The organism is Micromonospora sp. NPDC092111, assembly GCF_044755745.1.
Lineage (GTDB): Bacteria > Actinomycetota > Actinomycetes > Mycobacteriales > Micromonosporaceae > Micromonospora.
Window position 1 is genome coordinate 227994 of record NZ_JBIVRQ010000003.1, and the last position, 20506, is coordinate 248499.

Here is a 20506-nt window from a genome sequence, read left to right on the forward strand (position 1 = left end):
CGTACTCCGCCCGCGCTCGCGCACTGCGCTTCCGCTCGCGCGTTCCGCTCCGGTCCGTGCACTCCCGCCACCCAGCGCCGATGGCGATGATCGACTCAATGTCGGCGAAGTGGCGGTGTCCCGGGGATCGAATACCGCCACTTCGCCGATATAGCTGCCGGCCCGGCCCCGACCTGGCCCGATCCCGACCCGACCCGGCCCCGACCTGGCCCGACCCGGCCCCGACCTGGCCCGGCCCGGGCCCCGACCTGGCCCGGCCCGACCTGGCCTGGCCCGACCTGGCCCGACCTGGCCTGGCCCGACCTGGCCCGACCTGGCCTGGCCCGACCTGGCCTGGCCCGGCCCTGGCCCGGCCCTGGCCCGGCCCTGGCCTGGCCCGGCCCTGGCCTGGCCCGGCCCTGGCCTGGCCCGGCCCTGGCCCGGCCCTGGCCCGGCCCTGGCCTGGCCCGGCCCCGGCCCGGCCCGGCCCGGCCCGGCCCTACCCTGGCCCGACCTGGCCTGGCCCGGCCCCGACCCCCGGGCCGGCCCCGACCTGACCGGGTTTACCAGGCGGGGCCGATCTCGTCGGCGACGATCTGTGCCGACATGGCGACCATGGGTAGCCCGCCGCCCGGGTGGCTGGAGCCGCCGACCAGCCACAGCCCGTGGGCCGGGCCCCGGTTCGCCGGGCGGAGCAGGCCGCCGGCCGTGCCGTAGATCGACCCGCCGGGTGCGGCGGTGGCCGCGTCCAGGTCGGCCGGGGTGCGGATCTCCCGGAACATCAGCCGGTCCCGTACGTCCACGCCCCGCTCGGCGAGCACGTCGAGGATCCGGTCGGCGTACCTGTCGGCGAGCCCCGGCCGGCGCCAGTCCACGGCGCCGGTGGCGGTGCCGTGGCGGGCGGCGTTGACCAGCACGAACCACGCCTCGTGCCCGTCCGGACGGATTGTCGGGTCGTCGGCGACGGTGACGAAGACCGTCGGGTCGGGTGCCGGCCGGGCCCGGATCCCGCGCCCCGGGTCGCCGAAGACGGCGTCGAACTCGGCGTCGTGGTCGCCGGGGAAGAAGACGTTGTGGTGGGCCAGCCCGGAGTCGCCGCGTACCCCGAGCAGCAGCACGAACCCGGCCAGGCTGCGGTCGGTCAGCCCGGCCAGCCGGCGCGGGTGGGGCAGCAGGTCCCGGTAGACGGTGAGCGCGTCGGCGTTGGCGACCACCACGTCGGCGGGTACGGGTGCGGCGACGCCGGCCAGGCGTACCCCGTGGACCCGGCCGCCGGCGGCGTCGATCCGGGTGACCGTCTCCCCGGTGCGCACCGTCACGCCCAGGTCCAGGCAGCGCGACAGCAGCGCGTCGGCGAGGGTGCCCAGCCCGCCGCGCAGGTACCAGCCGCCGAAGGTCAGCTCGGCGTAGGGGACGGCGACCAGCGCGGCCGGGGCGCGGCGCGGGTCGGCGCCGGTGTAGGTGGCGTACCGGTCGAGCAGCATCCGCAGCCGGGGGTCGGACAGGTGGCTGCGGCCCAGCCCGCGCAGGGTGCGGCCGGGGCCGATGGCGGCCAGGTCGCCCAGCCGCCAGGCCAACGCGGCCAGGTCGCGGGGGGAGTCGACGGGACGGCGCAGGATGTCCCGGTGCGAGGCTGCCCAGACCCGGGCGGCCCGCCGCCACAGCCGCTGCCAGTCGGCGGCGGACCGGCCGCCCAGCGCCGCGCCGATCCGGGCGACGAACTCGTCCGGGTCGGCGCACGAGTCGAGGGTCGGCCCCCCGCCGGGGAAGACGTGCCGCACGATCGGGTCCAGCGGGGTCAGGTCCAGGTACTCGTCGAGCTTCGCCCCGGTCGCCTCGAACAGGTCGTGGAAGACCTGCGGCAGGGTGAGCAGGCTCGGCCCGGTGTCGAAGTGGAACGTGCCCGCCGTGGTGTGGTGGACGTACCGGCCGAGCTTGCCGCCGACGGTGCCGGACCGTTCGAAGACGGTCACCTGGTGCCCGGTGACGGCCAGCCGGGCGGCGGTGGCCAGCCCGCCCACGCCGGCGCCGATGACCACGATCCGCGCCATGCCCGTCCTCCTAGCTGACCGGACGACCACGCCAGGACAGGCGTCGCCGCTTCCGCAGATGGTACGACCGCAGGGTCAACCAACCGAGGACCACGACCGACACGGGGTGTGCCAGCGCGTCGGGCCAGGCCCGTCCGCCGGTGGCCCGGGCGCTGCGCACCCGCCCGGCGACCCCCGCCGCGTACGCCGCCGCGGCGAGCCCGGCCACCACCGGCGCGCCGGCCGCCAGTGCCACCACGGTGACCAGCGGCGGCGCGGTGTAGAGCAGGAGCAGCAGGGTCACCACCGTCGCGGCGGCGCCCGGATGGCCGAAGGTGGCCCAGAGCGACTTGGTGTAGCCGTCGCGTAGCTGCGGCCAGGTCTCGTACATCCGGCAGGCGGCCAGCCGGGAACCGTCGGCGAGGGCGATCCGCCCGCCGGAGCGCTTGACCGCGCGGGCCAGCCCGATGTCCTCCAGCACCTGGTCGGCGACCGCCGCGTGTCCGCCGGCCCGCGCGTACCCGGCCCGGTCCACCACCAGGAACTGCCCGCCGGCGGCGGCCAGCGACGGCCGCGCCGAGCGTTCCATCGCGCGCAGCGGCAGGAAGGTCAGCCACAACCACTGCAACAGCGGCTGCACCAGCCGGTCGGCCGCCGTCCGCACCAGAATCCTCGGGTACGCCGACAGCAGCGTCACCCCGGCCGCGCGCAGCTCGGTCACCGCCGCCGCGACCGCGTACGGGGTGAGCACCACGTCCGCGTCGACGAAGGCGAGCGCGGTGGCGGCCGGATCGGCCCGGCCGGCGAGCTGGTGGCAGGCGTACGGCTTGCCCAGCCAGCCCGGCGGCGGTGCGACCCCGCTGAGCAGGGTGACCCGGGGGTCGTCGCCGGCCACCGCGCGGACCAGCTCGGCGGTGCCGTCGGTCGAGCCGTCGTCGAGCACCACGATCCGCAGCCCCGGAACGCCCTGCTGGGCGAGCAGCGCGCGTAGGCACGGGGTGAGCCGGTCCGCCTCGTCGCGCAGCGGCAGCAGCACCGCCACCGGCTCGGTGACGGCGACCGGCCCGCCGGTGGGCCGGCGCAGCCAGCGGCCGGCGTTGACCCAGGTGTGCGCGGTCAGCACGACCACCGCGACGGCCAGGACGAGGGCGGCGACGGTCATGCCGGCGCGTCGACGCCGGGCCGGTCCGGTGCCGGCCGGACGGCGTGGTGCCGGCGGGCGCGGAGCAGCGTCACCGCCAGCGGCACCGCCGCCAGCGCCATGCCGGCCGCGCCCCAGGCGGCCGAGGCGGGCAGCCGGAGGAACACGGCGTGGGCCAGCACGCTGGAGAGGTACGTCCAGAGGTAGAGCGCGAACATCGGGTCGTCACGACCGTCGGTGACCGCGACGGCCGGCCCGGCCAGCGGGCGCAGCGCGGCCATCAGCAGCACCGCGAAGAGCAGCCAGCCCAGGTAGTTGCTGACCGGGACGCCGGGCAACCCGGGTAGTGCCGGGGTGGCGCCCCGCCACACCCAGTACCCCTCGGCCACCATCTGCGGGTCGAGGAAGAGGTCCCAGCCGGCCAGCCCGACGGCGGCCAACGCGATCCGCCCGACGCGCCGGCCCCACCCGTCGTCGGCTGCCCGGCGACCGGGCGTGGTCAGCCGGACGGCCGCCAGCCAGGCCGGCCAGGCCATCCAGGTCCAGGCGAGCGGGATGATCAGCGGCACCCCGGCCAGCTTCGGCCCCAGCTCGCCCGAGTAGTCGTAGCTGCCGAACGGGAATCCGGTGGCCACCCCCAGCGCCTCGATCGCGAACCCGCCTCCGGTGGCGACCGCGACCAGCGCCGCCGCCGTACGCGGACCCCGGCTGAGCAGCGCGTGGCCGACGGAGAGCAGGTAGCCGAGGACGACCGTGGCGACGGTCAGCCGGGCCCGGGTGGTGCCGCCGGTGAGCGGATAGCAGATCTGGGCGAGGACCAGGACGGCCAGCAGCGCCCAGGGGACGTGCCGGCGGGTCACGGCGCGGCCGGACCCGGCGGGTCGGGGGCGACCAGCGGCAGGTCCCGGCCGAGCACCCCGAACGGCCGCTCGTCGCCGGGGAAGTGGAAGTGCCGCAGCACGTCGACGAAGCCGAACCGCCGGTACAGCCGCCAGGCCCGGGACGTCCGCTCGTCGGCCTCGGGGGTGGACAGCAGGGTGGTCGTCCCCTCGGCGAGGGTGAGCAGGGCGGTGAGCTGCCGGCCGCCCAGGCCGTGCCCCTGCGCGGGCGGTCGGACGTGCAACTCGACGACCTCGAAGCAGTCGGTGAGCCAGCGCCGCCGGGCGTCCGGGGTCAGCGCCCGGTGGACCTGGTCGTGCCACCACTGCCCGGCCGCGCCGAGGTAGCCGTACCCGAAACCGGCCAGGTGGCCCTCGGTGGTGAGGCTGGCGACGGCGCGGAACCCGGGCCGTCGGGTGTGGGTGGCGATGTAGCCGCGCCGGGCCTCCAGCAGGTCGGTGCGGTAGCCCATCGCCTCCCCGTAGACGGCGACCACGTCGTCGAGCCGCCGGACGAGATCCTCCGGCGTCCACCGCACCAACCTCATGCGTGTCCTCTCACGGTTGCGGGTCACCGTCGGCGACCCATCCCAGCACCGACCGGTCGCCGACCACGTCGCGCACCTCGAAGCGGGCGAAGAGCTCCTCCGCGTACCACCCCTCGGTGGGGGTGCGGGTGATCGCCGCCCGATGCTCCGGGTGACGGTACGCGAACGCCACGAGGTCCGTCGGGTGACGCCACACGCTGACCGTGCCCTGCCAGCCCAGCGGGGCCTCGCCGACGCCGAACCGGGCGAGCAGCCCCGGCGCGGCGCGCAGCGCGGCGGCGACCGGCGGGACCGCCTTCCAGAAGGTGACCGCGCGGCGCGGACGCAGCCGGGCCCGGGTCAGCGCCAGCACCGGCCCGTCGACCCGGCCGCCCGCCGGCTCGCCGAACGGACGCCGGCCGGACCACTCGCCCCGGCTGGTCACCGGGCGCAGCTCCAGCCGGGCCGACGAGTGGGCGATGCGGGCCCAGGACCGGCCCACCGGCGAGCCGTCGAAGCCGGCCGCCAGGGCGGGGGAGTCCCACACCACCAGGGCGGCCCACCGGGTCAGGTCGGCGTCACCGGGGCCGAAGCCGGTGCCGGTCCCGGTGCCGAGCAGCTTGCCGAACCGTACGCCGGGGGTGCGCCGCAGGTGACGCGGATGCCGTGCCATCCGGGCCAGCGCCCGGCCGACGGCGGTCCGGGGGATCCGCCAGACGTGCAGGGTGACCAGTTCCGGGGTGGTGTTCACGCCACTTCTGCCGCCGTGCCGCCGGTGATCCGCAGCAGCTCCGCGTACGTGGTGGGGAAGACCGCCTGGGGCACCCCACCGGCGGCCCACACCTCGTCGTACCCGGTCAGGGCGGTGTCGACCAGGGTGCGCAGCGGCCCGGGGTGCCCGACCGGGGAGACCCCGCCGATCACCTGGCCGGTGTGCTCCCTGACGAAGTCGGGGCTGGCCCGGCGTAGCCGGGTCACCCCGAGCGAGGCGGCCAGGCCGGCGGTGTCCACCCGGTGCGCGCCGGAGGTGAGCACCAGCAGCGGGGCGCCGTCGGCCTCGAAGACGAGGGAGTTGGCGATGGCGCCGACGTCGACGCCGAGCGCCCCGGCCGCCGCGGCGGCGGTGTGCGCCGCCTCGGGCAGCAGGTGGACCTGGCTGGCCGCGCCGGAACCGTCGTGCGCGCCCGCCTCGTCGAGCGCCCGCTGCACCGCCTGCACGTTCGGGTGTGACTGCATGTGCTCCATTGTCTCCGGTACGCCCCGGCGGCCCGCACCCGGCCACGCCGGGTCCGGCCCGGCCCACTCGGCCAGGCGGGGCCGGCGGTCCGGTCCGACTATCCGGCGCGGGTCCGCGTCGCCGGTCGGTCGCCGGGCCAGTCCGGGGTGGCCCGGACCCGACCATCGGCGGCCACCAGCAGCGCCTCGTGGCCGGCCAGGCCGGTCAGCCAGGCCAGCGCGTCGTCGGCGTCGCGGGTCATCGCGGCGGTGGCGTACACGTCGGCCCAGAGCAGTTCCGGCCCGACCACGGTGACCGACCGCAGCGCGGTCGCCGGCCGTCCGGTGCGCGGGTCCACGATGTGTGCCCCGCGTCGGGCGGTGCCGGAGGTGGCGACCGCGCCGTCGCGCCGGTCCAGCGCGTCCAGCAGCCGGCCCGGGCGGTCCGGGTCCTCGATGCCGACTCGCCAGGCCGGCCGGTCCGCCCCGGCGTGCAGCAGCACGTCCCCGCCGGCGTTGAGGCACAGGTCGTGTCCCGACAGGTCGGCCAGCCAGCCGGCCGCCCGCTGCACCGCCCACGCCTTGACCAGCCCGGACGGGTCGTACCCGGCGCCGCCGGTGGGCAGCGGCAACCGGCGCGCGTCGAACCGGCCGCCGGTGCGCACCCGGGCCAGGTCGCACAGCTCCACCACCTCGCGGACCAGCGGGCCGGCGGTGGCCGGGTCGGGTGACCGGCCGGCCAGCCGCCCGATCTCGCTGTCCGGCCGGTACGTGCTGAACGTCGCGTCGACCGCGCGCAGCTCGGCGAAGACCCGTTCCACCCGGGCGGCGACCGCGTCGTCGTGCACGTCCGGGCCGCGCAGGTGCACGCTCACCGGCAGCCCCATCACCTGCACCACCCAGGCCCGCCGGTCCAGCTCCGCCGCCAGGTTCATCGTCGGGCTCACTTCAGGTGTGCCGCGTCGATGGCGGCCTGGAGGGATTCGCGGTAGCCGTCACTGGTGACGGTCGCCCCGGAGACGGTGTCGATCCGGGCGCTCTGCGCGGTGAGCGCCGCCTGCCGCAGGATGGGCACCGCGTAGTCGTTGATCTGCTGGTCCCGGAAGTTGCCGTCGGGCACCTGGAGTGCGCTGACGTCGGTGATCCTCCCGCCGGCCACGGTGATCCGGACCTGCACCGGCCCCCACCGGGTGTGCGCCACCGACCCGTCGTAGCTGCCGCCGCTGCCGCCGTTCGCCGAGCCGGAGCCGTCCGACGGGGTGCCCTGGTCGGCGGACGTACCCCCGGAGCCGACGCTCGCGCCGCCGCGGTCGCCGCCGGCCGCGACGGCGCTGGTCTCCCCGCCGGCACCCATGGTGCTGGTCTTGTAGCTGAACAGCAGGACCAGGGTGGCCACCGTGCCGAGCAGCCAGCCGGTGATCCGTCGCATGGATCCTCCTCTACCGCCCGTCACCAGGCGAAACGTTCGTGATGGGTGTGCCGGTCGGGCACCCCGGCGGCCCGGGTGGCGGCCCGCGCCGCGTCGATCCAGCCGTCCGGGCCGCACAGGTAGACGTCGTGGGTGGCGATGTCGGGGGAGAGCCGGCGCAGCGCCTCGGCGTCGGCCAGCCCCTCCGCGTACGCGGGCAGCCAGGCCGGTCGCCGCCCACGCGGGCCGACCAGGTAGTGGACCAGCACGCCGCGCTCCGCCGCGAGCCGCTCCAGCTCCGCCCGGAAGGCCAGCTCCTGCGGGGTACGCGCGCGGTAGAGCAGCACCGCCTGCCCGGGGGCGTACGGCAGCTCCCAGAGCAGGGCCAGCAGCGGGGTGATGCCGACGCCGCAGGCGAGCAGGGTGATCCCGCCGCCGCGCCAGTGCTCCCCGGTCAGCCGCCCGTACGGCCCCTCCAGCAGCACCCGGGTGCCCGGTCGCAGGGCGGCCACCCGGGAGCTGTCGTCGCCGAGGTCCTTGACGGTGATCCGCATCAGGTCGCCCGACGGCGGCGCGGACAGCGAGTACGGGTGTGCCCGGGACCAGCCGGGTCCGGTGAGGAACCGCCAGCCGAAGAACTGTCCGGCCCGGACCGGCAGCCGGTGCAGGTCCCGGCCGCGCAGCCAGACCGAGGTGACCCCGGGCGCCTCGGGGACCACCGCGGCGACCTCGACCCGGTGCCGCAGCGAGCGGTACGCCGGCAGGCCGAGCCGGAACACCAGCACGCTGCCCAGCGCCGCCAGGTACGCCGTCCACCAGTACGCCCGGGCGGCGGTCGACGAGACGAAGTCCGCGCCGGTCCAGAGCTGGTGCGGCAGCGCCAGCCCGATCCCCAGGTACGCGTACAGGTGCAGCAGGTGCCAGGACTCGTAGCGCAGCCGGCGGCGGGCGGCCCGGATCGAGGTGACCACGACCAGCACCAGCAGGGCCAGCGCGGCGGTGGCCAGCAGCATCCCGGGGTACTCGGTGACCAGCAGCCACGCCTCGGTGACCACGTTCTCCCGGGCGGTGCCGGCGTAACCGAGGGTGGTCAGCAGCACGTGGGTCAGCAGCAGGTGGAAGGAGGTGAAGCCGGCGAGGCGGTGCCAGCGGGCGATTCGGTCCTGGCCGAAGCGCCGTTCGACCAGCGGCACCCGGGCCATCAGCACCACCTGGATGAGCATCAGGTCGGCGCTGAGCAGGCCGGTGAGCCGGCCGGCGGAGGTGAGACCGGTGGCCGCTCCGGAGAGCAGCTCCTGCACCCCCCGGTCGGCGGTCCAGAGCGCGGTGACGACCAGCAGGCTGAGCACGGCCGCGCCGCCGGCGACGTCGGCCCACCAGCCGGGCGCGGTGGGCAGCGGCCGGTGCGGGGTACGCCGGTCCAGGACGGTGGCGCTCATCCGAGGGCCGTCTCGGCGGCTCGTTCTCTCACAGGCTCCACCCTGCGGGGACGAACTCGGGCCACCCTTTGCCGTCGCTGTGCGTGGGCTGAGAATCGGCGCGGCACGCCGTCCGCCACACGTTGCGTTTTCGTCGGAGGCAGGGTGTACTGTCAGGGCAGTTAGAACGAGTGTTCGATTCGGTCGCACACCCGTTCCAACGCCCGGGAGTGGTGTTTCGCGGCACCGGCCCGGGGAGGTGCGGTTTCGCGGACCGCACCGTGGTTCCGGGCAGTCGCGAGCCCGGTCCCGTCAAGGCAGGTCGTCGCCCGCCGCCCACGACCCCCGGGCAGCGGGCGACGAACCCGCCGGTTCGCCGGCCGGGTGTGGTGTGGGGAAGCGTCCACACCCGGCCGGCCTCCACCCGGTGCGTCTTCCTCCGCACCACCCGTCCCGGGCGTGCCGCCGGTGGATCCCTCCGCCGCGCGCCGCGCCCGACCCGGTCACGCGGAGGAGACAGTCATGCCGACCAACCCGGCCCAGGCACCGACGGTGCCCGCGCACGTGCTGCCGCACCGCACCCCGGCCCAACTCCTCGCGGTCGCCCGGCACGGGCTGGCCGAGGCCGCCCAGACCCGCCCCGACGGGCTGCGCTACGCCGCCGCCCACCTGGCCGCGCTGCGCGCCGCCGCCGCCCTGCTCGCCGCCCGCGCCCGGCCCGCGCCCGCCCGCCGGCACCGGATCACCAGCGTCTGGGTGCTGCTCACCACGGTCGCCCCCGAGTTGGACGAGTGGTCCCGCTACTTCGCCGCCGGCGCCGGCAAGCGCGCCGCCGCCGAAGCCGGCATACCCCGGGTGGTGAGCGCCCGGGAGGCCGACGACCTGCTCCGGGCCGCCGGGCAGTTCGTGGCGGTGGTGGAGACCGCGCTCGGGCTCGCCCACCAACCCACCCTCGACGGCCTCGCCGCCTGACCCGGGCACGCCCGGGTCCTCGCCGACACCACCGCCGGCCCGGCACCTGGGCCACTACCCGCCGGGCTCGCCCGGCAGCTCACGACTGCCCGCGCGGGCCCGGACGCCAGCTCCGTCCGCTCACGGCGGGCACCTGATCCAGCAACGACACGACGGGGGGTTGGTCCGATGGCGGGCCGCATGGTGGTCGGTACCGCCGCACTGGCCGGTCTGGTGCGCCCGGCGAGCGCGCCGGATCCGGCGGGCGGTCACCGGCTGCTCCCGGTGGCCCCCGAACTGACCGGCCTGCTGCCCCACCGGGGGCTGCGCCGGGGCAGCACGATCGCGGTCTCCACCGGCCAGCCCCGGCACAGCGGCGGCACCTCCCTGGTGCTGGCGCTGCTCGCCGAGGCGTCCCGGGCCGGTTCCTGGTGCGCGGTGGTCGGGGTGCCCACCTTCGGGGCCGGCGCCGCCGCCGAGGTCGGCATCGCCCTCGACCGGCTGGCCCTGGTGCCCCATCCCGGTCCGGAGTGGCCCACCGTGGTCGCCGCGCTGATCGACGGGGTCGACGTGGTGGTGACCGCCGTGCCGCACAGCGTCTCCGCGTCGGTGGCCGACCGGCTGGCCGCCCGCGCCCGGCAGCGGGGCTGCGTGCTCGTCCCGTACGGCCGGTGGACCGGTGCGGACGTCACCCTCCAGGTGACCCGGGGAGTCTGGGAGGGGCTCGGCCCCGGTCGGGGGCGGCTGCGCCGCCGTGAGGTCACCGTGTCGGCGCGCGGGCGCGGGGCTGCGGCCCGCCCGAAGGAGGTCAAGGTCTGGCTGCCCGGCGATGCCCTCACCCGGGTCATCCCCCGGCCCACCCCCACCGTGGTCGGTGCCGTTCCCGCCAGGGCCCGCGCTGCCGCCGTCCGGTCCCGTCCGGTCCCGCCGGTCACCTCGTCCGGGCCGGTCCGTCCGGTGGCGTCGGTCGCCTCGTCCGTACCGGCCGTCGGGTCCCGGCCGGGTGCGCTCACCGTGGTCGGGCCGGCGTGACCGGCGCGCCGGTACGCACCCTGCTGCTCTGGTGCCCGGACTGGCCGGTGCTCGCCGCCGAGATCGTCGACGGGGTGCCCGCCACCGGCCCGGTGGCGGTGCTGCACGCCAACCGGGTGGTGGCCTGCTCCGAACAGGCCCGCGCCGAGGGGGTACGTCGGGGCCTGCGCCGCCGGGAGGCGCAGGGGCGCTGCCCCCGACTGACCGTGGTCGACCATGACCCCGGCCGGGACGTCCGGGCCTTCGAACCGGTCGTCGCCGCCGTCGAGGAGGTCGCTGCCGGGGTCGAGGTGGTCCGCCCCGGGGCCTGCGCGCTCGCCGCCCGTGGTCCCGCCCGCTACCTCGGCGGCGAGGAGGCGGCCGCCGAGCGGATCGTCGAGCAGGTGGCCCAGTCCTGCGCGGTGGAGAGCCAGGTCGGCATCGCCGACGGGGTCTTCGCCGCCGGTCTGGCCGCGCGCACCGGCCAGGTGGTGGCACCGGGCGGGACGCCGGAGTTCCTCGCCGGGCTGCCGGTCGAGGCGGTCGACCGCCCGGCCCTGGCCGACCTGCTGCGCCGGCTCGGCGTACGGACCCTCGGCGACTTCGCCGCGCTGCCCGCCGGCGACGTACTGGCCCGGTTCGGCTTCGACGGGGCGCTCGCCCATCGGCTCGCCGCCGGGCGGGACCACCGACCGCTCGCCGTCCGGCGACCCCCGGTCGACCTGGCGGTCACCACCGACTACGACGATCCCCTCGACCGGGTCGACGCGGCGGCCTTCGCCGCCCGGGTGCTCGCCGAGCAGCTACACGACCGGCTCGCCGGGCACGGGCTGGCCTGCACCCGGCTCGGCATCGAGGCGGTCACCGCGCACGGCCAGGAACTGCACCGGGTCTGGCGGCACGACGGACTGCTCACCGCCGCCGCCATCGCCGACCGGGTGCGCTGGCAGCTCGACGGCTGGCTCTCCGGCAGCACCGGCCGGGCCGGTGCCCGCCCGGCCCGGCCGACCGCCGGGATCATCCGGCTGCGGCTGCTCCCCGACGGGTTGTTGACCCGCGCGGGGCTGCAACCCGGCCTGTGGGGGGAGGCCGGCGAGGAACGGGACCGGGCACACCGGGCGTTGAGTCGGGTGCAGGGCATGCTCGGGCCGGAGTCGGTGGTCACCGCCGTACTGGGCGGCGGCCGGTCGCCGGCCGACCAGACCCGCCTGGTCCCGTGGGGGGACGAGCGGCTGCCCGCCCGGCCCGGCCCGCCACCCCTGCCGGGCGAGCCCGTCGAACGACCCGGCGGCGTCCCGTCGCCCGGCGTGCGGGCCGGCACGGGTGCGGCTGGCCGCCCGCTCTCCTCGTCGGGTGTGGCTGGTGCCTCGCTCCCTTCGTGTGCTGTGGCTGCTGTCGCCGGGCCCGCCCCGGACCGGCCGGGCAGCGCCCGCGCCGGCTCGTCGGTGGGGACACCGGGCCAGGTCGGGGCGGCACCGGGCCAGGTCGGGGCGGCACCCGGTCGGGTCGCCGGCGCCGAGCGGGTCGCCGACGTCGGACGAATCGCTGGCGTCGGGCAGGTCGCCGACGTCGGGCGGGTGGCTGGCGCTGGGCGGGTGGCTGGCACCGGGGGCGTGCGCGGTGGGAACGCCGTCCCGCCCTGGCCGGGGCGGCTGCCCCCGCCAGCGCCGGCCGTGGTGCTGCCCGTCCCGCTCGCCGCGACCGTGCACGACGCCGCCGGCGAGCCGGTGGTGGTCAGCGCCCGGCTGGCGGTGAGCGCCGCGCCCGCCCGGCTGGTCGTCGGTACGTCCGCCCCGGTGAAGATCGTCGGCTGGGCCGGTCCGTGGCCGGTGGACGAGCGCTGGTGGGCTCCGGCCGAGGCCAGGCGACGGGCCCGGTTCCAGGTCTGCCTCGCCGACGGGGCCGCCCTGCTGTTGGCCGTCGAGGCCGGTCAGTGGCTGGTGGAGGCGATCTATGACTGACTCCCGCCCCGCACCCCGTACCCCGACCGCACCACGACCCGACCGGAGTCGAGTCGGCAAGATGTCGACGCCACTCCACCGGAGAGCGGTCCGGTGAGCTTCCACAATCCCGAGCTGCCGTGGTCGGAGCTGGAACGGGTGCTCTCCGGTCGTCCCGGCGGCGGGCGGGCCGGGGACGGGGCCACCGGGGGGCGGTCGCGGGAGGCGCGGCACCTGCACGTGGTGGACCCGCTCGCGGTCGACGCCGATGGCGGCGACTCACCGGCCTGGAGCCGCAGCCGTGAGCAGTACGCGCCGCCGGAGCTGACCCGTCCGGACGGCACGGTGCCCTACGCCGAGCTGCACGCGCACACCAACTTCAGCTTCCTCGACGGGGCCAGCCACCCGGAGGAGCTGGCCGAGGAGGCCACCCGCCTGGGGCTGACCGCGCTGGCCGTCACCGACCACGACGGGTTCTACGGCGTGGTCCGGTTCGCCGAGGCGGCCCGCGCGCTGCACCTGCCGACGGTCTTCGGCGCGGAGCTGTCGTTGGGGCTGCCCGGCCCGCAGAACGGCGAGCCGGACCCGTGGGGCCGGCACCTGCTGCTGCTCGCCCATGGCCACGAGGGGTACGCCCGGCTGGCCGCCACCATCTCCCGGGCCCAGCTCCGCGGCGGCGAGAAGGGCCGTCCGCTCTACGGGGAGCTGGAGGAGGTCGCCGCCGAGCTGCGCGACCACGTGCTGGTGCTGACCGGCTGCCGCAAGGGGCACGTGCCGGCGGCGCTGCTCACCGAGGGGGTCGACGCGGCGGCCCGGGAGTTGGACCGGCTCACCGCGTTGTTCGGCGCGGAGACGGTGGCGGTGGAGCTGACCGACCACGGGCACCCGGTCGACGCCGACCGCAACGACGCCCTCGCCGAGCTGGCCGCCGCCGCCGGGCTGCCCACGGTCGCCAGCAACAACGTGCACTACGCCACCCCGGGCCGGCGCCGGCTGGCCACCACCGTGGCCGCCGTCAGGGCCCGGCGCAGCCTGGACGAGGTGGACGGCTGGCTGCCCGCCGCCGCCACCGCCCACCTGCGCAGCGGCGCGGAGATGGCGGCCCGGTTCGCCGGCTACCCGGGGGCGGTGGCCCGGGCCGCCGAGTTCGGCGCGGAACTCGCCTTCGACCTGCAACTGGTCGCGCCGCGGCTGCCGGCGTACCCGGTGCCGGCGGGGCACACCGAGATGAGCTGGCTGCGCAAGCTGACCATGGACGGCGCGCGGGAGCGCTACGGCCCGCCCGAGGCGCACCCCGAGGCGTACGGGCAGTTGGCACACGAGCTGCGGATGATCGACGAGCTGGGCTTCCCCGGCTACTTCCTGGTGGTCTACGACATCGTCGCGTTCTGCCGCCAGCAGGACATCTACTGCCAGGGCCGGGGCTCGGCGGCCAACTCGGCGGTCTGCTACGCGCTGCGGATCACCAACGTGGACGCCGTCCGGCACCGGCTGCTCTTCGAACGCTTCCTCGCCCCGGAGCGGGACGGGCCGCCCGACATCGACGTGGACATCGAGTCCGACCGGCGGGAGGAGGTGATCCAGCACGTCTACGCCCGGTACGGCCGGGAGCACACCGCCCAGGTCGCCAACGTCATCTCGTACCGGCCCCGGTCGGCGGTGCGGGACGTGGCGAAGGCGTTCGGCTACTCGCCCGGCCAGCAGGACGCCTGGAGCAAGCAGATCGACCGCTGGGGTTCGATCGCCGCCGTCGACGTGGCGGACATCCCCGAGCAGGTGGTGGCGTACGCCAACGAGTTGCAGACCTTCCCCCGGCACCTGGGCATCCACTCCGGCGGCATGGTGATCTGCGACCGGCCGGTGATCGAGGTGTGCCCGGTGGAGTGGGGCCGGATGCCCGGCCGCAGCGTGCTCCAGTGGGACAAGGACGACTGCGCCGCCGTCGGGCTGGTCAAGTTCGACCTGCTCGGCCTGGGCATGCTCTCCGCCCTGCACTACGGCTACGACATGATCGGCGAGATCCTCGACCTGGGCGACATGACCCTGGACGACCCGGAGGTCTACGAGATGCTCTGCCGGGCCGACTCGGTCGGGGTGTTCCAGGTGGAGAGCCGCGCCCAGATGGCCACCCTGCCGAGGCTCAGGCCGCGCGAGTTCTACGACCTGGTGGTGGAGGTGGCGCTGATCCGGCCCGGCCCGATCCAGGGTGGCTCGGTGCACCCGTTCATCCGGCGCAAGAACGGCCAGGAGCCGGTGACGTTCCCGCACCCGCTGATGCGCAACGCGCTGGAGAAGACCCTCGGTGTGCCGCTGTTCCAGGAGCAGTTGATGCAGCTCGCCATCGACCTGGCCGGCTTCGACGCGGCCGGGGCCGACCAGCTCCGCCGGGCGATGGGGGCGAAACGGTCGGTGCAGCGGATGGCGCAGCTCGCCGACCGGCTCTACGCCGGGATGGCCGAGCGGGGCATCACCGGTGAACTGGCCGACGACGTCTACCGCAAGCTCACCGCGTTCGCCAGCTACGGCTTTCCGGAGAGCCACGCGATGAGCTTCGCCTACCTGGTGTACGCCAGCTCCTGGCTCAAGCGCTACCACCCGGGGCCGTTCCTGGCCGCCCTGCTCAACGCCCAGCCGATGGGCTTCTACTCGCCGCAGACCCTGGTCGACGACGCCCGCCGGCACGGTGTGCAGGTGCGCCGGCCGGACGTCAACGCCAGCGGGGCGAAGGCGGTGCTGGAGTCCACCCCGCACACCCGGTGGGGGAGCCGGGCCGGGGAGCCGCCGCACGAGTGGGGGCTGGGCGGGCCGGCCGTCCGGCTGGGGCTGGGCGGGGTCCGTACCCTCGGCGACGGGGTGGCCGAGCGGATCGAGGCGGAGCGGACGGCGTGCGGGCCGTACCGGGACATGCCGGACCTGGCCCGGCGGGTGGGTCTCACCGCCGCGCAGCTTGAGGCGCTGGCCACCGCGGACGCCTTCGCCTGTTTCGGGCTGACCCGACGGCAGGCGCTGTGGGCCGCCGGGGCGGCGGCCCAGGACCGGCCGGGCCGGCTGCCCGGCACGGTGACCGGCGCGGCGGCGCCCACCCTGCCCGGGATGGAGGCGGTGGACCGCCTCGTGGCCGACGTGTGGGCCACCGGCCTGTCCCCGGAGAGCCACCCGGCCCGGTTCATCCGGGACCGGCTGGACGCCCTGGGCGCGGTGCCGATCGCCCGGCTCGGCCGGGTGGAGCCGGGTCGGCGGATCCGGGTCGGCGGGATCGTCACCCACCGGCAGCGCCCGGCCACCGCCGGCGGGGTCACCTTCCTCAACCTGGAGGACGAGACCGGGATGCTCAATGTCACTTGCTCCCCGGGGCTGTGGCAGCGCTACCGTCGAATCGCCCGCACCAGCGCCGCACTCGTGGTCCGTGGCCGGTTGCAGCGGTACGAGGGGGTCACCAGCCTCACCGCCGACCGGTTGGACGCGATCGCGCCGCCGGTGGCGCCCACGTCCCGCGACTTCCGGTGACCGGAGTGATCCACATTACGGTTTTCCGGGCCGCAAGACGGGAGACTTCCGGCACGTGCGGGCAGAGTGGCCCGCTCGCGGCAGGGGGGAAGACCAGTGACGCTGGACAGCACGTACACCGGTGGAGTGGCGAACGCCCGACGTACCCGGCTGGGTGCCGGCTGGGCGCCAATCCAGGACGCCGAACCGCGTGAGTACCAGGTGACCGAGGGGCCGGTGGCGAACACCCGCCGGTCCCGGGCGGAGGAGGACCCCGCCGGCGGCGGGGAGTCCTGAGTACCGGCCGGCACCGCCAGCGGGGGGTCGGGTGGCGCGGGTGACTAGGCTCGACCGGGTGGAACAGACCACCCGAGGCCGGTTCGCCGGGCCGCCGCTGACCCCCCGTACCGCTGTCATCTGGTCGGTGCTCGCCGCCGAGCTGGACCGGCGTGCCGGCGCCGAGCTGACCGTGCTCGACGTCGGCGGTGGCACCGGCGGTTTCGCCGTCCCGCTCGCCCAGGCCGGGCACCGGGTCACGGTGGTCGACGCCAGTCCCGACGCGCTCGCCGCGCTGACCCGCCGGGCCGCCGAGGCCGGGGTCGCCGACCGGGTACGCGCCGTGCAGGGCGACGGCGACGCGATGTCCGGTCTGGTCGAGCCGGCCACCGTCGACCTGGTCCTCTGCCACTCCGTGCTGGAGGTGGTCGACGACCCCGCGCCGGTGGCGTCCGCGCTGGCCACCGCCCTGCGCCCCGGCGGGGCGGCGAGCGTGCTGGTCGCCGGTCGGGCCGCCGCCGTGCTGAGCCGGGCGATGAACGGCCACCTGGCCGTCGCCGCCGCGCTGGCCGCCGCCCCGGACGGCTCCGCCGGCCCGCGCGACACCCAGCGCCGCCGCTTCGACGCCGAGGGCGCCGCCGCGCTGCTGCGCGCCGCCGGGCTCGCCGTGGAGGAGATCCACGGGGTACGCGTCCTCGCCGACCTGCTGCCCGCGGTCGTCGCCGACGGTCAGCCGGGCGCCCTGGTCGAGCTGGAACGGGCGCTGGCCGGGATCTCGCCGTACCGGGATCTCGCCGCCCAACTGCACCTCTTCGCCCGCCGCCCGGCATGACCACCGGATCGGACGGTCCACACCCGGCCCCCACGGGTCCGCCCGGTCCGGCCCCTACGGCACCCCCGACCCCGCCCGGTCCGGCCGCCACGACCCCGCCCGGTCCGGCCGCCACGGATCCGCCGGGTCCGGCGCGGGCCCGGGGCTCCGCTCCCGACGGCGCGGCGGAGGCGGACGCCACCGGCGCGACCCGCCACGCCGCCCAGGTCGGACCGTTGGACACCGTGCCACCGCGCTACGGCGGCGGGAGCCTGGCCGACGTGCTGCCGAGCGCCCTGGCCGTGCTGGGCGTGCCGGGCGCGGTCGACCTGCTCGGGCTCGCCCCGGGGCTGGCCGGGGTGCGCCGGATCGCCGTGCTGCTCGTCGACGGCCTCGGCTGGTACCAGATTCCCACCGCGGCCCGGTACGCCCCGACCCTGGCCGGGCTGGCCGCGACGGTGGGCCGGCCGCTGACCTCGGGCTTCCCCTCCACCACCCCGACCAGCCTGGTGACCCTGGGCGCGGGAGCGGCCCCCGGCGCGCACGGGGTGCTCGGCTTCACCGTCCGGGTGCCCGGCACCGACCGGGTGCTCAACCACATCGAGTGGGACGGCGACCCGGACCCGCTGCGCTGGCAACCGGTACGCACCCAGTGGCAGCGGGCCCGCGCCGCCGGGGTCGCGGTGACCGTGGTGAGCCGCCCCGAGTACGCCGGCAGCGGGCTGACCCTGGCCGCCAACCGGGGCGGCGACTACCGGGGCGCCGCCGGGGTGGACGCCCTCGCCCGGACGATGCTGGCGGCACTGACCGCCGGAACCGGCCCCACCCTGGTCTCCGGCTACCACCCCGACCTGGACCGGCACGGCCACCTCAGCGGGGTCGACTCGACACCGTGGCGGGTCGCCGCCGCCGAGGTGGACGGGCTGCTCGCCCGACTCGTCGACGGGCTGCCGCCGGACGCCGCGCTGCTGGTCACCGCCGATCACGGCCAGCTCGACGTGCCGGCGGCGCACCGCTTCGACCTGGACACCGACCTGCGGCTGCGGGCCGGCATCCGGGTGGTCGCCGGCGAGCCCCGGGTGCGCTACCTGCACGTCGTGCCGGGCGCGGTGGACGACGTGGTGGCCACCTGGTCGGCGGTGCTCGGCCCGGCCGCCCGGGTGCGTACCCGTGAACAGGTGGTGGCCGACGGCTGGTTCGGCCCGGTGGGCGAGGAGCACCTGCGCCGGGTCGGCGACGTGGTGGTGACCTGCCGCGACACGTACGCGGTGCTGGCCACCCGGGCCGAGCCGCCGGCGGTGTCCCGGCTGGTGGCGTACCACGGGGCGGACACCGCGACGGAGATGACCGTTCCGCTGCTGGTGGTCCGGGGCTGAGTCGTCCGGGCAGTCGCCCGCCCGGGCCACCAGCGGTGGTCGTCGAGCTGGTCCCGAGTGTCGACGGTGAGGGTGGGAGGCTGTCGTACCGGGCGGCTAGCCTGCGGGAATGGGTCGGAGTCAGTCGTTGCCGCGCGGCGGTGACCCGCGCTTCGGGCCGGACGCCGACGATTCGGCCAGCCCCATCCTGCACGTCGACATGGACGCCTTCTTCGCCTCCGTCGAGGTGCGCCGCCGGCCCGAGCTGCGGGGCCGGCCGGTGGTGGTCGGCGGGATCGGGCCGCGCGGCGTGGTCAGCTCCGCCAGCTACCAGGCCCGCCGGTACGGCGTCCGCAGCGCCATGCCCACCGCCCGGGCCCGGGCGCTCTGCCCGCACGCGGTCTACCTGCCCCCCGACTTCGCGGCCTACCAGACGGCCTCCGGTGCGGTGATGCGGATCTTCCGGGACGTCACCCCGCTGGTCGAGCCGCTCTCCCTGGACGAGGCGTTCCTCGACGTGCGGGGTGCCCGCCGGCTGTTCGGCCCGCCGGCCGCCATCGCCCGCCGGATCCGCGCCCGGGTGGCGGCGGAGCAGGCGCTGACCTGTTCGGTCGGGGTGGCGCCCAGCAAGTTCGTGGCGAAGCTCGGCTCCACCCGGGCCAAGCCGGACGGCCTGCTCGTGGTGCCGGCCGACCGGGTGCTGGAGTTCCTCCACCCGCTGCCGGTCGACGCGCTGTGGGGGGTGGGGGAGCGGTCCGCCGAGACGCTGCGCCGGCTCGGCCTGGCCACCATCGGCGACCTGGCCGAGGCACCCGTCGGGATGCTGCGCAAGGCGCTCGGCGTGGCGTCCGCGACCCACCTGCACGAGCTGGCCCGGGGGCGCGACCCCCGCGCGGTCAGCCCGGAGCAGGTGGAGAAGTCGATCGGCGCCGAGATGACCTTCGACGTCGACGTGGTCGACCCCCGCGAGATCCGCCGGGCGTTGCTGGCCCTCAGCGAGAAGGTGGGTGCCCGGCTGCGCCGGGCCGGCCAGGTCGGCCGGACGATCTCGCTCAAGGTACGACTGTCCGATTTCCGCACCGTCAACCGGTCCCGCACCCTCGGCGTGCCGACCGACGTGGCCCGCGAGATGTTCGACACCGCCTGGGCGCTCTGGACCGCGCTCGACCCGGGAGAGCCGGTCCGGCTGGTCGGCGTCCGGGTGGAGGGCCTGGCCGGGGCGGCCGACACGCCGAGGCAGCTCACCCTCGGCGCGCCCGAGCGGGGCTGGCGGGAGGCGGAAGCGGCAGCCGACGCCGCGGCTGCCCGATTCGGGCGGTCCGTCATAGGTCCGGCCAGTCTGCTCGGCAAGCGTGATCCCCGGCGCGGCGAAATTAGCACCGGGCCGTAGGTCGTCCCGCTTTCCGACGCGCGACCCCCCTCGTAGACTTGGCGGTAAGCAGCCGGTTGGCTGCCACGGTCTGTCGGCCCGTCCGGGCCGACCAACGTGACCGGGGAGGAGTGCCGTGCCGCTCTCGGAGCACGAGCAGCGGCTGTTCGAGCAGATCGAGCGGTCGCTTGCCGAGGACCCCAAATTCGCCTCGGCCGTGCGCGCCAGCGACCCGCGTTTCCACGCGCGGCGTCGCCTGCTCGTCGCTGCCGGCGTGGTTATCGTCGGCCTGGCCCTGTTGGTCTACGGCGCGGTGATCAAGACTCCGCCGCTGGCAGTGGCGGGGTTCGTCGTCATGCTGGCCGCGCTGGGTTACGCCGTGCAGTCGCACCGGCGGGCACAATCACCGGACCTGCACGTGGTGGGCGGTACGACGAGTCGTCGTCGCCCGCGTGGCCGTGGCGGCCGTCGGCCGTCGCTGCTGGACCGCATGGAGGACCGGTGGCGTCAGCGTCCGGAGGGACATCGCTGAACCCCGTCCACTGCTGAGGTGGCGGGCGTCCCCTGCGACGGCGGTGCCGGACGAGGTCTGGCCACCTCCGTCGTACCGCCACGTCCGTCGTACCGCCACGTCCGTCGTACCGCCACGTCCGTCGTACCGCCACGTCCGTCGTACCGCCACGTCCGTCGTACCGCCACGTCCGTCGTACC

Annotated in this window: 18 protein-coding genes; 9 read left to right on the plus strand and 9 right to left on the minus strand. The window is 76.6% G+C overall.

The genetic code is table 11. The annotated features are described in order from the left end of the window. Nucleotides 1-542: 542 nt before the first annotated feature. The 9 genes from ACIQG9_RS09535 to ACIQG9_RS09575 form a co-directional block, all read right to left on the minus strand. A complete protein-coding gene (locus tag ACIQG9_RS09535) occupies nt 543-2030 on the minus strand; it encodes a phytoene desaturase family protein (protein WP_400399690.1) in 1488 nt (495 codons plus the stop codon). 10 nt (nt 2031-2040) lie between these two features. Next, nucleotides 2041-3171 (minus strand): glycosyltransferase, encoded by a 1131-nt coding sequence (locus ACIQG9_RS09540; RefSeq protein WP_400399692.1) that lies wholly within the window; start codon nt 3169-3171, stop codon nt 2041-2043. After that, nucleotides 3168-4010 (minus strand): carotenoid biosynthesis protein, encoded by an 843-nt coding sequence (locus ACIQG9_RS09545; protein WP_400399694.1) that lies wholly within the window; start codon nt 4008-4010, stop codon nt 3168-3170. Before ACIQG9_RS09545 ends, ACIQG9_RS09540 begins: the two co-directional genes overlap by 4 nt. Further along, nucleotides 4007-4576, minus strand: a complete 570-nt coding sequence (locus tag ACIQG9_RS09550; protein WP_400399696.1) for a GNAT family N-acetyltransferase — start codon at nt 4574-4576, stop codon at nt 4007-4009. The genes ACIQG9_RS09545 and ACIQG9_RS09550 overlap by 4 nt, the downstream gene beginning before the upstream one ends. Before the next feature lie 10 nt (nt 4577-4586). Continuing rightward, complete coding sequence (locus ACIQG9_RS09555) at nt 4587-5306, minus strand: monooxygenase (RefSeq protein ID WP_400399698.1); 720 nt, start codon at nt 5304-5306, stop codon at nt 4587-4589. Next, nucleotides 5303-5791: a YbaK/EbsC family protein gene (locus ACIQG9_RS09560; protein ID WP_400399700.1), complete on the minus strand. Its 489-nt coding sequence runs from the start codon at nt 5789-5791 to the stop codon at nt 5303-5305. Before ACIQG9_RS09560 ends, ACIQG9_RS09555 begins: the two co-directional genes overlap by 4 nt. 98 nt (nt 5792-5889) lie before the next feature. Continuing rightward, a complete protein-coding gene (locus ACIQG9_RS09565; protein ID WP_400399702.1) occupies nt 5890-6705 on the minus strand; it encodes an FAD:protein FMN transferase in 816 nt (271 codons plus the stop codon). An 8-nt stretch (nt 6706-6713) separates the two neighbouring features. Beyond that, the gene (locus ACIQG9_RS09570) at nt 6714-7199 is read right to left on the minus strand and encodes an FMN-binding protein (RefSeq protein ID WP_400399703.1); all 486 of its coding nucleotides are present in this window, start codon (nt 7197-7199) and stop codon (nt 6714-6716) included. Nucleotides 7200-7219: 20 nt separating this feature from the next. Further along, entirely contained in the window at nt 7220-8617 is a 1398-nt protein-coding gene (locus ACIQG9_RS09575; RefSeq protein WP_400399705.1) for a ferric reductase-like transmembrane domain-containing protein, read from the minus strand. A 501-nt stretch (nt 8618-9118) separates the two neighbouring features. Between ACIQG9_RS09575 and ACIQG9_RS09580 the strand changes: the two genes are divergently transcribed. From ACIQG9_RS09580 to ACIQG9_RS09620, 9 genes are all read left to right on the plus strand, one after another. Beyond that, nucleotides 9119-9568, plus strand: a complete 450-nt coding sequence (locus ACIQG9_RS09580) for an SAV_6107 family HEPN domain-containing protein (protein ID WP_400399707.1) — start codon at nt 9119-9121, stop codon at nt 9566-9568. A 168-nt stretch (nt 9569-9736) separates the two neighbouring features. Next, nucleotides 9737-10579: a hypothetical protein gene (locus ACIQG9_RS09585; RefSeq protein ID WP_400399709.1), complete on the plus strand. Its 843-nt coding sequence runs from the start codon at nt 9737-9739 to the stop codon at nt 10577-10579. Continuing rightward, on the plus strand, nt 10576-12519 hold the full coding sequence (locus ACIQG9_RS09590; RefSeq protein ID WP_400399711.1) for a DNA polymerase Y family protein: 1944 nt from the start codon (nt 10576-10578) through the stop codon (nt 12517-12519). Before ACIQG9_RS09585 ends, ACIQG9_RS09590 begins: the two co-directional genes overlap by 4 nt. A 93-nt stretch (nt 12520-12612) precedes the next feature. Continuing rightward, nucleotides 12613-16005 carry an error-prone DNA polymerase gene (locus tag ACIQG9_RS09595; RefSeq protein WP_400399713.1) on the plus strand — a complete coding sequence of 1131 codons (3393 nt, stop codon included), beginning with the start codon at nt 12613-12615 and terminating at the stop codon, nt 16003-16005. A gap of 96 nt (nt 16006-16101) precedes the next feature. After that, nucleotides 16102-16281: a hypothetical protein gene (locus ACIQG9_RS09600; RefSeq protein ID WP_400399715.1), complete on the plus strand. Its 180-nt coding sequence runs from the start codon at nt 16102-16104 to the stop codon at nt 16279-16281. Nucleotides 16282-16321: 40 nt separating this feature from the next. Beyond that, complete coding sequence (locus tag ACIQG9_RS09605; RefSeq protein WP_400399717.1) at nt 16322-17092, plus strand: methyltransferase domain-containing protein; 771 nt, start codon at nt 16322-16324, stop codon at nt 17090-17092. Between the two features lie 215 nt (nt 17093-17307). Beyond that, nucleotides 17308-18447, plus strand: a complete 1140-nt coding sequence (locus ACIQG9_RS09610) for an alkaline phosphatase family protein (protein ID WP_400399719.1) — start codon at nt 17308-17310, stop codon at nt 18445-18447. Between the two features lie 109 nt (nt 18448-18556). Further along, nucleotides 18557-19816, plus strand: coding sequence for a DNA polymerase IV (locus ACIQG9_RS09615; protein ID WP_400399721.1), 1260 nt, complete (start codon nt 18557-18559; stop codon nt 19814-19816). 115 nt (nt 19817-19931) lie between these two features. Beyond that, the gene (locus ACIQG9_RS09620; RefSeq protein ID WP_400399723.1) at nt 19932-20327 is read left to right on the plus strand and encodes a DUF3040 domain-containing protein; all 396 of its coding nucleotides are present in this window, start codon (nt 19932-19934) and stop codon (nt 20325-20327) included. Nucleotides 20328-20506: the final 179 nt, after the last annotated feature.

Bases quoted from the DNA above. Each gene is read 5' to 3' on its own strand.
- ACIQG9_RS09540 (WP_400399692.1), bottom strand. From the start codon at position 3,171: ATGACCGTCGCCGCCCTCGTCCTGGCCGTCGCGGTGGTCGTGCTGACC.
- ACIQG9_RS09570 (WP_400399703.1), bottom strand. From the start codon at position 7,199: ATGCGACGGATCACCGGCTGGCTGCTCGGCACGGTGGCCACCCTGGTC.
- ACIQG9_RS09560 (WP_400399700.1), bottom strand. From the start codon at position 5,791: ATGCAGTCACACCCGAACGTGCAGGCGGTGCAGCGGGCGCTCGACGAG.
- ACIQG9_RS09550 (WP_400399696.1), bottom strand. From the start codon at position 4,576: ATGAGGTTGGTGCGGTGGACGCCGGAGGATCTCGTCCGGCGGCTCGAC.
- ACIQG9_RS09615 (WP_400399721.1), top strand. From the start codon at position 18,557: ATGGGTCGGAGTCAGTCGTTGCCGCGCGGCGGTGACCCGCGCTTCGGG.
- ACIQG9_RS09575 (WP_400399705.1), bottom strand. From the start codon at position 8,617: ATGAGCGCCACCGTCCTGGACCGGCGTACCCCGCACCGGCCGCTGCCC.
- ACIQG9_RS09585 (WP_400399709.1), top strand. From the start codon at position 9,737: ATGGCGGGCCGCATGGTGGTCGGTACCGCCGCACTGGCCGGTCTGGTG.
- ACIQG9_RS09565 (WP_400399702.1), bottom strand. From the start codon at position 6,705: ATGAACCTGGCGGCGGAGCTGGACCGGCGGGCCTGGGTGGTGCAGGTG.
- ACIQG9_RS09580 (WP_400399707.1), top strand. From the start codon at position 9,119: ATGCCGACCAACCCGGCCCAGGCACCGACGGTGCCCGCGCACGTGCTG.
- ACIQG9_RS09535 (WP_400399690.1), bottom strand. From the start codon at position 2,030: ATGGCGCGGATCGTGGTCATCGGCGCCGGCGTGGGCGGGCTGGCCACC.